At 67.8% G+C, this 15,174-nt stretch carries 10 protein-coding genes; 5 read left to right on the top strand and 5 right to left on the bottom strand.

Features of this window, described 5'->3' with window-relative positions; translation table 11 throughout:
* Positions 1–17: 17 nt before the first annotated feature.
* Positions 18–1,184, bottom strand: coding sequence for a transglycosylase family protein (locus ACTHQS_RS01465; protein WP_440165422.1), 1,167 nt, complete (start codon positions 1,182–1,184; stop codon positions 18–20).
* Positions 1,185–1,463: 279 nt separating this feature from the next.
* Complete coding sequence (locus ACTHQS_RS01460) at positions 1,464–2,369, bottom strand: TatD family hydrolase (protein ID WP_440165421.1); 906 nt, start codon at positions 2,367–2,369, stop codon at positions 1,464–1,466.
* A gap of 163 nt (positions 2,370–2,532) precedes the next feature.
* On the opposite strand from ACTHQS_RS01460, the gene ACTHQS_RS01455 reads away from it, so the two are divergent.
* From ACTHQS_RS01455 to ACTHQS_RS01445, 3 genes are read left to right on the top strand one after another with little or no spacing between them, the layout of a single operon-like run.
* Positions 2,533–3,633, top strand: a complete 1,101-nt coding sequence (locus ACTHQS_RS01455) for an AAA family ATPase (RefSeq protein ID WP_440165419.1) — start codon at positions 2,533–2,535, stop codon at positions 3,631–3,633.
* A gap of 11 nt (positions 3,634–3,644) precedes the next feature.
* Positions 3,645–5,111, top strand: a complete 1,467-nt coding sequence (locus ACTHQS_RS01450; protein ID WP_440165417.1) for a DUF58 domain-containing protein — start codon at positions 3,645–3,647, stop codon at positions 5,109–5,111.
* On the top strand, positions 5,108–7,585 hold the full coding sequence (locus tag ACTHQS_RS01445; protein WP_440165416.1) for a transglutaminase family protein: 2,478 nt from the start codon (positions 5,108–5,110) through the stop codon (positions 7,583–7,585). Before ACTHQS_RS01450 ends, ACTHQS_RS01445 begins: the two co-directional genes overlap by 4 nt.
* 59 nt (positions 7,586–7,644) lie before the next feature.
* Here the strand turns inward: ACTHQS_RS01445 and ACTHQS_RS01440 are convergent, their stop codons facing one another.
* Together ACTHQS_RS01440 and rsmI are read right to left on the bottom strand one after the other, a co-directional pair.
* Positions 7,645–9,144 carry an NAD-dependent succinate-semialdehyde dehydrogenase gene (locus tag ACTHQS_RS01440; protein WP_440165414.1) on the bottom strand — a complete coding sequence of 500 codons (1,500 nt, stop codon included), beginning with the start codon at positions 9,142–9,144 and terminating at the stop codon, positions 7,645–7,647.
* A gap of 194 nt (positions 9,145–9,338) precedes the next feature.
* On the bottom strand, positions 9,339–10,214 hold the full coding sequence (gene rsmI, locus ACTHQS_RS01435) for a 16S rRNA (cytidine(1402)-2'-O)-methyltransferase (protein ID WP_440165412.1): 876 nt from the start codon (positions 10,212–10,214) through the stop codon (positions 9,339–9,341).
* Between the two features lie 45 nt (positions 10,215–10,259).
* On the opposite strand from rsmI, the gene ACTHQS_RS01430 reads away from it, so the two are divergent.
* Positions 10,260–11,984, top strand: a complete 1,725-nt coding sequence (locus ACTHQS_RS01430) for a dolichyl-phosphate-mannose--protein mannosyltransferase (protein WP_440165411.1) — start codon at positions 10,260–10,262, stop codon at positions 11,982–11,984.
* A 67-nt stretch (positions 11,985–12,051) separates the two neighbouring features.
* On the top strand, positions 12,052–13,881 hold the full coding sequence (locus ACTHQS_RS01425; protein ID WP_440165409.1) for an AMP-dependent synthetase/ligase: 1,830 nt from the start codon (positions 12,052–12,054) through the stop codon (positions 13,879–13,881).
* Here ACTHQS_RS01425 and ACTHQS_RS01420 read toward each other — a convergent pair.
* Positions 13,872–15,131, bottom strand: a complete 1,260-nt coding sequence (locus ACTHQS_RS01420) for a TIGR01906 family membrane protein (protein WP_440165408.1) — start codon at positions 15,129–15,131, stop codon at positions 13,872–13,874. The two genes, ACTHQS_RS01425 and ACTHQS_RS01420, sit on opposite strands and share 10 nt — an antisense overlap.
* Positions 15,132–15,174: the final 43 nt, after the last annotated feature.

Genomic DNA, 15,174 nt, shown 5'->3' with positions numbered 1-15,174 from the left:
CGTCCATGGCTGACGGATCAGCGGCTGGCGGCCCAGCCGCAGCCCCACGGCGACAGGCCGCGCTGCGCGTAGACGCGGTTGGCAATGTCGATCTGCTGCGCCTTGGTTGCCAGGCTGGCGTTCGGTGCGTAGGCGCCGCCGCCGGCGCCGATCCAGGTCTGGACGTCGAACTGCAGGCCGCCGTAGTAGCCGTTGCCGCTGTTGATACTCCAGTTACCGGTGGACTCACACTGGGCAATCTTGTCCCACATGGCTTCGTTCATCATGGCCGGTGCTGCTGCCCCGCTGTTGGCGCCTGCGGGGGCCGCGGCGGCCTGGGGCGCGGGCTTGGCTTTGGTGCCCACGGTGACCTTCTCGGTGACCGGCTGGACGGCTACGTTCTCTGAGACCAGGGTGCGGGAAGCTTCCCGTCCGTCCACGAGCACCAGCTTGAAGGTGCGCTCGATCTTTCCGGCGGCTCCAGCCTGGGTCACTTCCTTCTCGCCCTTGAGCATGTCCGCGCTTTCGGCGGTAACAGTGTCGAAGGGAACGTCTTCGCTGGTGACCGCGGTCTGGCCGGTGTCAACCCGGGAAACCTTGATAACCATGTTGTTCACTACGTTGGCGTTGGCCGGCTGGGAGGTGCGGTCGTTGGCGCCGAGGGTCACGCCGGAATCTTCAAGGACCTTGCCGACCGTGGGGGCGGTGGTGGTGGCGGTGTCCACCTTGCCGTCGGCCACGATGCTGACGGTCTTGGGCGTGGAGATGGAGACGTAGGAACCGGCCAGCGAAAGGGTGGCATCCTTGGGCGCTGAAACGGACGAGGCGCTTGCCACACCGAGTTCCGTCACCAGGTCTTCGACGTCCTGCGCCGTGGTGTTGACCGTCTTTTCGGCTCCGTCAAGGCTGACCTTGACTTCTTTCGCCTGGTTGATGTTGATGACGGTGCCGTTCTGGACGGTGGCGTCAAGGGAGGGGGAAACCCGGTCGCCGGGCTTCAGGTCCAGGTTGGCACTCTTAACCACCTGTTCCACTGTTCCACCAAAGGACTGCACGGACGACGCTTTGCCGTCCACGTTGAGCGTAATTGTTTTGTTATTGCCCACGAAGGCTACGAGGCCTGCGACCAGGCCGCAAAGCACCAGCAGCTGGGCGCCAACCTTTATAAAGCTGAACTTGCCGTCCGATGTAAAGAACTTGATCACGATTGCCCGTAACTCTCGGTCCATCCGGGCACGGGGAATGCGCAGTAAAATGCCCGGAGCAACCTCAAAAGGAGAGTCCGGGCACCAGTGCGCCGCCACACTCCGCGCAGCGGCAAGGCCGGATATTGGACAGGCCGGCCCGGCTGCACGTGGAGTGAAATTACCCGTTGGCCTTCCCCGACCCCGGCTAATAGTTTTCCACTGTAACCGTAGCGTTATAAACCAGCCAACATTTTTGCATACCAGGTATGCCCTCGGCAGCTGGCCGGTTGGTCCCGATCAGGTCCAGGATCCGTATGCCCGCACGGTATTTTCGCTGATGGCGGTGCAGAGCCCGCCGAGGTCGGAGCCTGTCAATTCTGCCATGGCCCGCACGGTGTAAGGAACCATATAACTCGCGTTCGGACGCCCCCTGTGCGGGTGCGGCGTCAGGAAGGGGGCGTCCGTTTCCACCATGATGAGCTGCCGGTCCGCGACGGCGAGCGCGGCGCGCAGGTTCCCGGCGTTCTTGAAGGTCAGGGTGCCGGCAAAAGACATCCACCAGCCCTGTTCGTTGCACGTCCTGGCCAGGGCCTCATCACCGGAGAAGCAATGGAACACCACCCTTTCCGGTGCACCTTCTTCCCGGAGCACCCGGACCACGTCGCTGTGCGCATCGCGGTCGTGGATCTGCAGGGTGAGGTCGAGACGCTTGGCGATGTCGATGTGGCGCCGGAACGAGTACTCCTGGTGCCGCAGCCCCTCACCTTCGGTGCGGTAGAAGTCCAGGCCGGTTTCCCCGATGGCCCGGATGCGGGGATGCGCGGCCAGCCGTTCGATCTCGGCAAGGGCCACCTCGAGTTCACCCTTGGCGGCGTAGTCTGGAGCATCGTTGGGGTGCAGCGCAACAGCTCCCAGGAGCCGTTCATCCTGGTCCACCGCCTGCACCGTGAACCGCGAGGACTCCAGGTCACAGCCCACCTGCACGGCACCCTGCACGCCCACGGCCGCTGCCGCATCGAGCGCGGCCCTTATCCCCACAGGGGCCTCTCCGTCCGGGAAGTCCAGGTGGGTGTGGTTGTCCATGACGGGGACGGGCAAGGGCTCCGGCGCGGGCGGAAAGTCCCTCCGGCGCCCGGCTTCCGGATCCGGTGCGGAGCCTGCCCCAGGCTCCCGGTAGGCAGCGGGAATCGACGAATTGCACATCCAGTCAGCCTAACGGCCCGAGGCTCCCCCATATTTGCCGGAACTCTCTGTCAGGCATGGCAGTTGTGTTAGTAGTCTGGAACGGACACATGCGCACGCCCACCGAGGGGCGAAGGCAGGCTTGCTGTCACGTCCAGGTGAAACCCGGGCTGAAAGGTTGCCGATGGAACCCCACCGACGCACTGCCAACAATGCAGGCGCACCCAGCCTCAACCTGGCCGGCGTCGCCGATTCAGTGAGCCACCTGAACGGCCACCGGCCGGCAGCCATGGACTCAGGCGCCTTCCACGCCGCCGCGCAGCGCATCCTCACCACTGTCAATACCGTCATCGACGGCAAGTCGGATGCCGCCAAGCTGGCGCTCACCGTCCTTCTGGCGCAGGGCCACCTGTTGGTGGAGGACGTGCCCGGCGTCGGAAAAACCCTGCTGGCTAAAACCCTCGCACGTACCATCGACTGCACGGTCAACCGCATCCAGTTCACCCCCGACCTGCTGCCTTCCGACGTGACAGGGGTGTCCATCTACAACCAGGCCTCCAGGCTCTTCGAGTTCCGGCCCGGCGCCGTCTTCGCCAACATCGTCATCGGCGACGAGATCAACCGCGCATCCGCCAAGACCCAGTCGGCCCTCCTGGAATGCATGGAGGAGCACCAGGTCACGGTGGACGGGACGTCCTACAAACTCGACGAGCCGTTCATGGTGGTGGCCACCCAGAACCCCATCGAGATGGAGGGGACGTACCCGCTGCCGGAAGCACAGCGGGACCGTTTCATGGCCCGGATTTCCATGGGCTACCCGGACAAGGACGCGGAGATCGAGATGCTGGAAACCCACCAGGCGGTCTCGCCGCTGGCCAACGTCTCGCCCGTCGTCACTGCCTCCGATGTCGCCGCGATGATCGCCACGGTCCAGCAGGTCTACGTCTCCGGTCCGGTAAAGGAATACACGGTGTCGGTCGGCCGGGCAACGAGGGAAAGCCCGCTGCTGCGGTTGGGTGCGAGCCCCCGGTCCATGCTGCAGTTGCTGCGCGCCGCCAAGGCCACGGCGGCCCTGGACGGACGCGATTTTGTCCTTCCGGACGATGTAGGTGACGTGGCAGAAGCCGTCCTGGCACACCGCATCATCCTTGACCGGAAGGCTGCCGGCGCCGGCGAGACCCCGCACAGCGTCCTGCGCGGCATCCTGTCCCGGCTGCCCGTGCCCCAGGCCGCCCCCGGACAGCCCAACCGGGCCGCAGCCGCCGCAGGCAGCAGGAACCGCTAGGGGCACGAACCATGGCCCTCCTGGACAAGCTCCCCCGGCACCTGTTCACCAGGCGCGGATGGGGCATGCTGGCGGCGGGTGCCTTTACGCTGGCCGCGGCCCAGGTCATGGGCCGCCGTGACCTCCTGACGCTGGCCCTGCTGCTGCTGGTGCTTCCGCTTGTCTCACTGGCCGGCGTGCGGTTGGTAAAGCCACGCTTCCGGGTCTACCGCGAATTCAGCCCTTCGCCGCTGGAAACGTCGGCACCGGCAGCGGTCAACCTTGCGGTGGCCAGGACCGGCCCGGGCACCGGGCGGGTGGTCATGGAGGAGCGGCTGCCGGCGCAGTTCGGCCAGGCGCCTGCCTTCCGGTTCCCGTCCCGTTCCGCCTCCGGCGGCACCAGCCGCTACGAATACCACCTCACCTCCAGGTACCGCGGGCAGTTCAGGATTGGGCCGGTGACGGCCGAGTTCACCGACCCGTTCGGTCTCTCCCTGCACCGGCGGGCCATTGACGACGGCGACGTCCTCACCGTGACGCCCGCCGCCATCGTCCTGCCTTCCACCGGGCTGGCGGGAGCGCGCGGCAATGACGGCGTCACGGCCACCCGGGTGCGGGCGAACCCCAGCGATGACGACGTGATGACGCGTGAATACCGCCACGGGGATCCCATGCGGCGGGTCCATTGGGCCGCGACGGCCAGGCACGGGGAGCTGATGGTCCGGCAGGAGGAATCGGTCACTACCCCGGAAGCGACCATCATCCTGGACCACCGTTCCGGCTCGTTTGGCGGAAGGCCCGGAACATCCATGCCGGGGCTGCCCGGCCTCGATGGCCATGCACCCTCAACAAGCGACACCTTCGAGTGGTCCGTTGTTGCCGCGATGTCCGTCAGTACACACCTGGCTGAACGCAACTACTCCCTGCGCCTGCTGGATACCGGCGGCCACCCGGCGTTCCTGCACTCCCCCTCCTCCCCGGAACCAGCGGCGGAAGAGTACAGCGGCCCGTCTGGCCTGCAATCGATCGCCGAGAGCCTGGCTGCAATCCACCTCTCCGGAACGTTCCACCCGTGGCGGGACGGCACGCTCCTGGACATCACCGGCAGGAACACCGAACACCGGGCCGCTGGGGGTGCGCGGACACATGCTGGAACCGACCATGGTCCGCCGGCGTTTGACGACCAGTTGATGGACAAGTTGTCCGCGCACCGGATGCGGGGGCCGCTGATCGCCGTGCTTGGTCGGATTACCGGGGAGGAAGCAGCGGCACTGGCACCGGCGGCAGCGTATGGCACCGATGCGTTCGCCCTCCTTGCTGTGGAACGGCCCGCGGAATTCCAGGACGTCCTGGACGTGCTGCGGCAGGGCGGCTGGCGGGCGGTGGCAGCTGCGCCGAAGTCCCGGCTTGCGGCCGTGTGGGGCCAGTTCGAGCAGGACCCCGCCCTGCCGGTGGCGCCGGCAGCGGAGGTCCGCCGGGGAGCGGGGGTGGCCAAATGACGATGGCACCGGCCCGGCCAGCGGGTGCGGAACACCAGGCGGAGCATAAGCCGCAGATCCCGGCGGGCCGCACGGGAATGGGAGCCTATCCCTGGGCCATGGCGGCAGCAATCGCCGTGGCGGCCTGCGGGGCCGCCCTGTCCCTGAACGGCGTCCTTCGCGGCTGGAACTGGTACTGGCCCGCCATGACCACGGTGGTGGCGGTTGGCTTCACGCTGGCAGCACTCCGTACCCTCCGTGCCCAGCCCCTGCTGGTCACGGCCGCAGGGTTCGTGGCACTGGGCGGCGTCCTGACACTGACGTTCTTCCGCAGTTCCAGCTTCCTTTGGGTCGTCCCCACCGGCGCCACCTTGCCTGAGCTGGACCGGTTGATGCGGCGCGCCAGCGAGACCGTCCTGGCGGAGACAGCGCCCGTGGCGCCCAACGCTGGAATCGTCATGGTGGTCTGCGCCGTACTCGGCCTGGCTGTCATCCTGGTCGATGCCCTGGCGGTGCCCTTGGGGATGCCGGCTGCCTCCGGCATCGGGCTGCTGGCCCTGCTGGTGGTCCCGGCCATGATCAAACCCCAGAGCGTGGGCGTGTGGAGTTTCGTTGCCACCGCGGCGGGATACCTGCTGATCCTCGCCTGCAGCCAGTGGTTTGCCCCGGACGGCAGGCTGCAAGGCGGTTCTGCCGGCAGCCCCGGACTGATGCGGCGGGCCGCGCTGACCGGCGCCGTGGCCCTGGCGGCCACCTTGGTACTGCCGCTGGCCATCCCTGGCTTCGACCGCGGCACTTTCCCCCAGGGTTCACGGCTGAACCCGTGGGGCGGCTCCACCGGCCTGAACCCGATGATCACCCTGGGCAGCAGCCTGCGCACCCCTGACGGAAGCGGCAGGATCACGTACGCCACCAACTCGCCTGCACCCCTCTACCTGCGCTCGGTCACGGTGGACAGTTTCGACGGCGACTCCTGGGGCCCGGACGACCGGACCGGCTCCAGGGTGCCGCTGGACGGCCGGATCGACCCCGGCTATCCGGTCCTCACGGACGAGCAGGTGCGCCTGGTCACAGCCATCGACGCCGGTTCCTTCACCAGCCCCTACCTGCCGGTCCCCTATGCACCTGAAACCGTGAGTGGCCTGGGCGGGCAGTGGACCTGGGATCCGGCCACGCTGAGCATCAAGGGTACGGACACCACCACCCGGCGGCAGGAATACCTGGTGACCTCTGCGGTGCCCAAGCTCACCGCAGCCCTGCTGGCCCAGTCCTCCGCTCCGGCACGCGGCATTCCCGACGTTTTCACCAGGGTCCCCGGCAATGTGCCGGACATCGTGAAAACCACTGCGCAGACGGTGGCCGGAGCCGCCGGCACGCCGTACCAGAAAGCCATGGCCATCCAGAAGTACCTGCGGTCGTCCGAGTTCACCTACTCGCTGCAGTCACCGGTGCAGGGCGGCTACGACGGCAACGGGCTTTCTGTCCTGGCCGACTTCCTGCAGCAAAAGAGCGGCTACTGCATCCATTACGCCTCCGCCATGGCAGTCATGGCACGGCTGGAGGGAATCCCGAGCAGGATCGCCGTGGGGTACGCTCCTGGACGGTTGACCGGGGCGACGATAACGCTGGCTGGCCAGGGTGCCCTCCCGGAGTACGAGGCGGATGCCCGCGACGCCCACGCCTGGCCGGAACTGTACTTCCAGGGCCTGGGCTGGGTGTCGTTCGAACCGACGCCTTCCCGGGGAGTGGTTCCCGACTATGCCTCCGACGCATCAGCACCATCCGTTGCGGAGTCTTTGGACAACAACGACGGGCTCATTCCCGATACCGCCCCGGTACCATCACCTTCGGCCAGCGCAACGGCACTGGCCGTCCCAGGTGCCGGCGGCAGCGGCTCCAGCGACGGCGTGCAGTTGATGCCCTGGCTCCTCGGGACGGCAGGAGCGGTGGGCCTGGTCCTCCTGGCCACCGCCCCGCGCATGGTCCGCACCGGCACCCGGTCTCGGCGGCTGCGCCCAAAGCGCCCGGAGCTGGCCGTCCCGCTGGCTTGGAGCGAGCTCAGGGACCTCGGCACCGACTACAGGCTGCCTGCCGGGGACAACGAAACCCCGAGGGCCTATGCGGCCCGGTTCCGCGGCACGCTGCTGGGCGAGCCCGACGGTATGGACCGGGACGCCCACGAGGCGGTGGCGTCCCTCACCTCTGCCTTCGAGCACCACAGGTACGGCCGTCCCGGCGCCGGCGGTTCCGCGGGTGCGGGTGTCAGGGACCTCGCGGCCGGTATCGCCGCAGTGGAGGCGTCCCTGCAGGCCAATGCTCCCCTGCCCCGGCGATGGGCTGCTTCGTGGCTCCCGCCGTCGGTCACCCGCCGGCTGGGCCAGCTGCTCAGGATGCCGTTCAGCGCAGCCGGCCGCGCCATCCGCCGGCTGCCGCACACCGGGGCGCGCTTCAGGCGGGCGCCGGACGACGTCGGCAGGAGGGCCGGCGGGGGCTGAACGCACAGTGCCGGCCGGGAAAGTTCCCGGCCGGCACATGCGGTTGGAGAGGCGCCGGGCTAGCCCGCGTAGGGGTCGGCGATGCCGATGTACTGCGTGTAGAGGTACTCCTCGATGCCTTCGAGGCCGCCTTCGCGGCCCAGGCCCGACTGCTTCACCCCGCCGAACGGTGCTGCAGCGTTGGAGATGACGCCGGCGTTCAGCCCAAGCATGCCGGTTTCCAGGCGTTCGCCCATCCGGATACCGCGGTTGATGTCCTTGGTGAAGACGTAGGCCACCAGCCCGTATTCGGTGTTGTTGGCCAGCCGGACGGCCTCGTCCTCGCTGCTGAAGGTGATGATCGGGGCCACGGGTCCGAAGATTTCCTCGGACAGGATGCGGGTCCCCTCGGAGACGCCGGACAGGATGGTGGGCTGGTAGAAGTAGCCCGGCCCCTCCACGGGAGCACCGCCCAGGACTGCTTTGGCACCGGAGGCGAGCGCGTCGGACACCAGCTCGTGCACCTTGTCCCGGCTCTTGCCATCGATCAGCGGGCCCACCTTTGATTCGGGTTCGGTGCCGCGGGCGGTGGTCATCTCCTTCATCTTCGCGGCGAACTTCTCCACGAACTCACCGGCCACCGACTCGTGGACGATGAACCGGTTGGCAGCAGTGCAGGCCTCGCCCATGTTCCGCAGCTTGGCCGCCATGGCGCCGGTGACGGCAGCATCCAGGTCGGCGTCCTCGAAGACCAGGAACGGGGCATTGCCGCCCAGCTCCATGGAGGTGCGCAGCACGTTTTCGGAGGCATCGGCCAGCAGGCGGCGGCCCACCTCGGTGGAACCGGTGAAGGACAGCTTGCGGAGGCGGGAATCCTTGATCAGCGGTCCCGTAGTGGCCCCCGCCGTGGAGGTGGGGATGACGTTGAGGACACCGGCGGGCAGTCCGGCCTCCTGCATGACGGCGGCGAACAGCTGGGACGTCAGCGGCGTGAGGTTTGCGGACTTCAGCACCATGGTGCAGCCGGCAGCGACGGCGGGCGCGATCTTGCGGGTGGCCATGGCAAGCGGGAAGTTCCACGGGGTGATCAGCAGGCACGGGCCAACCGGCTTCTTGGTCACCAGGAGGCGGGATTTGCCATCCGGGGACACGGAGTAGCGGCCGAAGGCACGTACTGCTTCTTCGGAGAACCAGCGCAGGAACTCGGCGCCGTAGGTCACTTCGCCGCGGGCTTCGGCCAGCGGTTTGCCCATTTCCAGGGTCATCAGGAGGGCGAAGTCTTCTGCCCGCTCGGTCACCAGGTCGAAGGCCCTGCGGAGGATTTCACCCCGTTCGCGGGGCGGTACTTTCGCCCAGGACTCCTGGGCTGCCGCGGCAGCGTCGAGGGCCGCCGCACCATCCTCGGGGCCGGCGTCGGCGATGCTCAGCAGCACCTTCCCGGTGGCGGGATCCTCGACGTCGAACGTCTTGCCGGACGCGGCGTCGCGCCACTCGCCGTTGATGAGCAGCCCAGTGGGAACGGAGGCCAAAAGCCGGGTTTCGCGCTCGGCGGTAACGGCCGGCTGTGCAGTGACAGTCACGATGACTCCCTCGTCGGTAGGGTTGTGGCAGCCCGTCGCCGCGGCCGGAGTGACCGGGATCATGGGGCTGATTAACAGCCAGACTACTGCCGGCGACACCCATGGTCTACGCCGCGGCGCACTGCGGAATCGCTGCTGCGCTGTGCAGCTGCACAGCGCAGCAGCGTGGCGTGGGGAGCGGCTTGGGAGGCAGGCTACCGCGCGGCGAGGACCGCTGAATAGAGCTCCCGCTTGCTGACCCGGACATCTTCGGCGACGGCGGCTACGGCCTCCTTCAGCCGGATGCCCTGGGCCACCAGTTCATTGACGGCCGCAACGTGGTCCTCCGGCGTGCCGGCCGCCTGTTCGGGCGCGCCGCCAAGCACTACGGCAATCTCGCCGCGGACCTCGTTGTCCTCAGCCCACTGCAGGAGTTCGCCCACGGTGCCGCGGATGACTTCCTCATACGTTTTGGTCAGTTCGCGGCACACTGCGATGGGCCGGTCCGGGCCGAACCTCTCCCGCAGGGCCCGCAGCATGGCTTCAAGCCGGTGCGGTGCCTCGAAGAACACCATGGTGCGCCGCTCCCCCGCAAGGTCCGCGAGGCGCGAGGCCCTCTCACCGGCCTTGCGGGGCAGGAATCCTTCAAAGCAGAACCGGTCAGTGGGCAGGCCGGACAGTGCCAGTGCCGTGAGGACCGCGGACGGCCCGGGGACAGCGGTAACCGGAAGTCCCGCGGCGATGGCCCCCTCCACCAGCCGGAAACCGGGGTCTGACACCGCAGGCATCCCGGCGTCGGTGACCATCAGAAGCGTGCTGCCTGCACGGACCTGGTCCAGGAGCTCGGCCGTCCGGGTGGCCTCATTGTGCTCGTGATAGCTGATAACGCGCCCCGCAACGGCAACACCCAGGCTTTGGACCAGGCGGTGCAGCCGCCGGGTGTCCTCTGCCGCCACGATGTCCGCGGTGCCCAGCAGTTCCACCAGCCGGGCGGAGGCATCGCCGGTGTTCCCGATCGGAGTGGCGGCAAGGACGATCCGTCCCGCCGTCGAAGGGGCGGGCTCGGGAAGGGGGCTGGGGTTCGGGTCCACCCACCAAGCCTACTGCTGCCGGGTCTTCCAGCCGCAAAAGGTAGCATGGGGCTCGTGACGCAGACCTCGACGCGGCCCGCCGGGGCCGGGAAACCCAGCCCGGCGGCATCCCCCACCGGTACCGGCGCCACTGCGGTGGAACCCGCGAAGGCGGACCGGCCGTGGATCAGCCGGCCAAACGAGGCCTTCACCGTCGAGGCGCTGAAGGCGAGGCTCATCGGGACCGGCACGTCCTGGCGGGAATATCCGCCGTCGCTCCGGCTCTGGTTCATCCTGGTCCCGGCCTTCACCGCAGTTATCGGCGGCCTCCTCCGGTTCATCCGCCTCGAAGTACCGCACAAGCTTGTTTTCGACGAGACGTACTACGTCAAGGACGCGTACTCCTACCTCATCAGCGGCTACGAACGCAGCTGGCCGGACAAAGCCAATGATTCCTTCAACGCCGGGAATCCGGACGTCCTGCTGAACACCCCGGAATATGTGGTCCATCCCCCGGTGGGCAAATGGATGATCGCGGCGGGCATGTGGCTGTTCGGACCGGAAAATCCGTTTGGCTGGCGCTTTGCGGCGGCACTCACGGGCACCCTCACCGTGCTGCTGGTCTCCCTGATCGCCTTGAAGCTGTTCCGCTCCCTTCCGTTGGCGGGCGCCGCCGGGCTGCTCCTCGCCGTCGACGGCCACCACCTGGTGATGTCCCGCACGTCGCTGCTGGACATCTTCCTCACGTTCTGGATCCTCGCCGCCTTCGGCGCCCTGCTGATGGACCGCGACGACGGACGCCGCCGCCTGGCCGCCCGGCTGGCACGCATCGCCGCCGCGAACGGCGGACAGCCCCCGGCCGGTGCGCTGCTGTCCGGACCATGGCTGGGCATGCGCTGGTGGCGGGTTGCCGCGGGCGTCTGCCTGGGCCTGGCAGTGGGAACCAAATGGTCGGGGCTGTTCTTCCTGGCCGGGTTCGGCATCCTCACGGTGCTGTGGGACCTCAACGCCAGGCGGGTGGCAGGCATCCGCGGCTGGATCAGCGGCGGCGTCATCCGGGACGGTATCCCCGCCTTCATGGGCATGGTCCCGGTCGGAGGGATCGTCTACTCCGCTACCTGGACAGGCTGGTTCCTGTCGGACAACGCCTACTTCCGCCATTGGGCGGAAAGCAACCCGTCGGCAGAATGGGGATGGCTCCCCGACTCCGTCCGGTCCCTCGTCCACTACCACCTGGAAGCGTACAACTTCCATCAGGGCCTGAGTTCGGAGCACCCCTACCAGGCCAGCGCCTGGAGCTGGCTGGTGATGGGACGGCCCACGTCGTTCTTCTACGAATCCCCGCCCCAGGGCACCCCGGGCTGTGACGTGGAGAAGTGCACCTCCGCCATCCTGTCGGTCGGGAACCCGCTGGTCTGGTGGCCGGCGGCCATCGCACTGGTGGTCCTGCTGTTCTGGTGGGCGGGACGCCGGGACTGGCGCGCCGGGGCCGTGCTGGCCGGCGTCGCTGCGGGCTACCTGCCGTGGTTCATGTACCCCGAGCGGACCATGTTCTACTTCTACGCCGTGTCCTTTGAACCGTTCCTTGTCCTGGCCCTGGTGTACTGCCTGGGGCTGGTCCTGGGCAGGTCCACGGACCCGCCCTGGCGGCGCCGCTCCGGGGTGTACCTGGTGGCCCTGTTCCTTGCTGCGGCAGTGCTGCTGTCGGCGTTTTTCTACCCGATCTGGACGGCCGAAGTGTTCCCCTACGTCGACTGGAAGGTGCGGATGTGGATGCCATCCTGGATCTAGGGCAGGATGGCAAGGGAGACCTGAAGGAGCCGCTGCCGCGGCGTGGCAGCGGAAACGGAGACCTGCTGTGAGAGAAGCGAGCACGGAACTGCTGGTTGAGCTTGACGCCAACAGCAACGTGACTGACCTGCTGCTGGAGCAGCACGCCGCCAGCCCGGCCCACGCGCTGTACCGGCGGAAGGGGCCCAATGGCTGGGTGGATGTTTCCGCGCAAAAGTTCCTGCAGGACGTCAGCGCGTTGGCAAAGGGCCTGATCGCCGGCGGCTTGGAACCCGGCGATACCGTGGCGGTGATGTCCCGCACTTCCTACGAGTGGACGCTGGTGGACTTTGCCATCTGGTTCGCCGGCGGCGTCACCGTACCTATCTATGAAACGTCCTCCGCCAGCCAGGTGCAGTGGATCATCCAGGACGCGGGGGTCCGCCGCGTCTTCGCGGGCGACCGCGCCACCGTGCGGCTGGTCAGCGGCGTGGTGGCCGGTTCGGCCGAGCTCAGGGACCGCTTGGTCAACGTCGTAAGGATGGATTACGACGGCGAGGCCCCGGACCTCGCCAGCCTCGCCGCTGCGGGCACGGGCGTCAGCGATGCCGAGCTGGAGCGGCAGCGAAGCCGCGCAGGGTTGGCCGATCTCGCCTCGCTGGTATACACGTCGGGGACCACAGGCCAACCCAAGGGGTGCGAGATCACGCACGGGAACTTCGCGCTGGTGGCCAGGAACATCGTCGCTTTCCTCCCCGAAGTCCTGCAAAAGGACCAGGCCCGCACCTTGATGTTCCTCCCGCTTGCCCATGTGCTGGCCCGGGCGGTCCAGGTGGTCTGCCTGGCCGCGGGAGCCACCCTGGGGCACACCCCGGGCGCGGCGCAACTGCTCGAGGACCTCGGAACGTTCCGGCCCACCTTCCTGCTGGTGGTGCCGCGCATCTTCGAAAAGGTCCGGGCGACTGCAGCGCACAAGGCTGCCGTGGCAGGCAAGGGGAGGCTGTTCGATGCCGCAGCGGCAGCCGCCATCGAATACTCCCGGGCGCAGGACCGCCAGAACCAGGGCGAAGGTCCGGGCCCCGGCCTGCTCAGCCGGGTCCGGCATTCGGTGTACGACCGCCTGGTCTATCCGCGCCTGCGCCAGGCGCTGGGCGGAGAGGTGGGATACACCGTCTCCGGGGCCAGTCCCCTGGCGTCAGAGGACGCGCACTTCTTCCGGGGCGTGGGAATTCCCGTCCTGGAAGGTTATGGCCTGACCGAGACCACGGCGCCCTGCACGGCCAACACCCCGTCCCGCACCAAGGTGGGTACAGTGGGCATACCCATCCCAGGCACCACCATCCGCGTTGCCGAGGACGGCGAAATCCTGGTCAAGGGGATCGGGGTGTTCAGGGGCTACCACGCCAACCCCGCGGCGAACGCGGAGGCGTTCGTGGACGGCTTCTTCCGTACCGGTGACCTTGGCGTCCTGGACAAGGACGGTTTCCTCACCGTCACGGGCCGGAAGAAGGACCTGCTGGTCACGGCCGGCGGCAAGAATGTGGCGCCGGGGCCGCTGGAGGAGAAGATCCGTAGCCACCAACTGGTGGGCCATGCCGTGGTGGTGGGCGACGGCAAGCCTTTCGTCTCAGCCCTGCTGACCCTGGACCCGGAAGGCGTGGCCAATTGGCGGTCTGAGCGTGGCATGCGTCCCCTCCCCCTTCGGGAAGCCGCGGACGACCCCAAGGTCCTGGCTGCCCTTCAGGAAGCAGTGGACCTTGCCAACCAGATGGTGTCCCAAGCCGAGTCGGTGCGGACTTTCAGGCTGCTGGACGCTGAATTCAGCGTGGAGTCCGGGCACCTGACGCCTTCCCTGAAACTCAAGCGGGCCGCCGTCGTCAAGGAGTTCCAGGCGGAGATCGCCAAAATTTACGGCTGATCCATCTTTTCCTGGTCCGGGCTTACCTGCTTGTCCTCCGTTGCCAAACCGCGGCGGCGGCGGGTGGGCCACGTGAGCACCAGGGTCACGATGGATGCCAGGAGCACCAGGCCGGCGATGGCGATGCCGGCGTCAATCCAGAACTGGCTGGGGAACAGCCTGATCAGGGTGTCGTCCAGGCTGAACGTCCAGGACCCGTTGGCGAAGAAGACGCGGTGGAATTCGGTGAAGAACTGCTGCCAGCCCAGCGCCGCCAGGGTGCCCAGGCCCAGGATCAGGACCAGCGTGATGATGGAGCCGGCGAAGAGGCCGCGCCGGACTCCGCCGGTGCTGCGCCTGCGCAGGTAAAGGATTGCGATCAGCGCCAGGAGGAGCAGCAGCGCACCGGCGCCAAAGGTGGAGAGGATGACCGCCTTGACGTCCGCCATGTGGCTGACTTCGCCGTCCTTGAAGAGTTTTTCGCCGCCGCGCTGCACCAGATCGCCCAGATACCTGGGGCCCGACCAGTTGATGAGGTAGTCCACGGCGTAGGAGCCGTACGTCATCCTGTCATCGGTGCTGAAGCCGTAGCCGTCGCCCGGGAAACCGGGGCGGTTGTACTCCACCCAGAGGAAGAGCGGGGTGGTCACTGCCCGGACGGCAAGGATCAGGAGGATGAACGGGTAGATGATGGCCAGCACGACCTGCAGGACGCGCGGCGCCACGGGCTTGGCGTTCGCAGCGCTTTCCCGCTGGGCATTGCGGCGCTCCACTTCCTCCGCAGGGGGACGGACGTGCAGCGCTGAGGTGGGGAGGGGCTCCTTGAAGACCGGCGAGGCAGTGCTGCCCGCGGGCCCATCTGCGGAAGTGGCGGCCGTTGACGGGCCGGCGGCAGGACGGCCGGCAGCCGACGGACCGGCAGCGTGGCTTCCAGGGGCGGAGGATTCGACTGCGGCTTCCGCAGCCTTGCGGTGGGCACGGCTTTCGGGCTGGACAGTCTTGCCCGCTGCCGTGGGTTCTTCCCGGTCGGGCCGCTTCCCGTGGGATGCTCCCCCGCCGGTCTTGTCGCCGGGTTCCTCCCCGCCGGTCCTGTCGCCGTCGGTCCTGTCGCCGTCGGCCTTGTCGGCGTCGGCCTTGTCGGCGTCGGCCTTGTGGGCGTCAGTGGGCGTCAGCCAGGAGAACGCGGGCTCGTCGGAATCCCGGGACGTATCCAGCAAAGGTTCCGGCTGCGGCGCAGCGCTTTTGGCGCGGACCGGTGTTTCGTCATTCACAGCAGCGTCACTTCCGTTGGGTTCCGCACCGGCCCCATGCCGC

It is taken from the genome of Arthrobacter sp. SAFR-044 (assembly GCF_051965175.1).
Lineage (GTDB): Bacteria > Actinomycetota > Actinomycetes > Actinomycetales > Micrococcaceae > Arthrobacter.
This window is presented reverse-complemented; position numbering and strand designations above follow the sequence as displayed.

Coding starts and splice junctions, on each gene's coding strand:
- ACTHQS_RS01460 (WP_440165421.1), bottom strand. CDS start 2,369: ATGTGCAATTCGTCGATTCCCGCTGCCTACCGGGAGCCTGGGGCAGGC.
- ACTHQS_RS01455 (WP_440165419.1), top strand. CDS start 2,533: ATGGAACCCCACCGACGCACTGCCAACAATGCAGGCGCACCCAGCCTC.
- ACTHQS_RS01445 (WP_440165416.1), top strand. CDS start 5,108: ATGACGATGGCACCGGCCCGGCCAGCGGGTGCGGAACACCAGGCGGAG.
- ACTHQS_RS01450 (WP_440165417.1), top strand. CDS start 3,645: ATGGCCCTCCTGGACAAGCTCCCCCGGCACCTGTTCACCAGGCGCGGA.
- ACTHQS_RS01430 (WP_440165411.1), top strand. CDS start 10,260: ATGGGGCTCGTGACGCAGACCTCGACGCGGCCCGCCGGGGCCGGGAAA.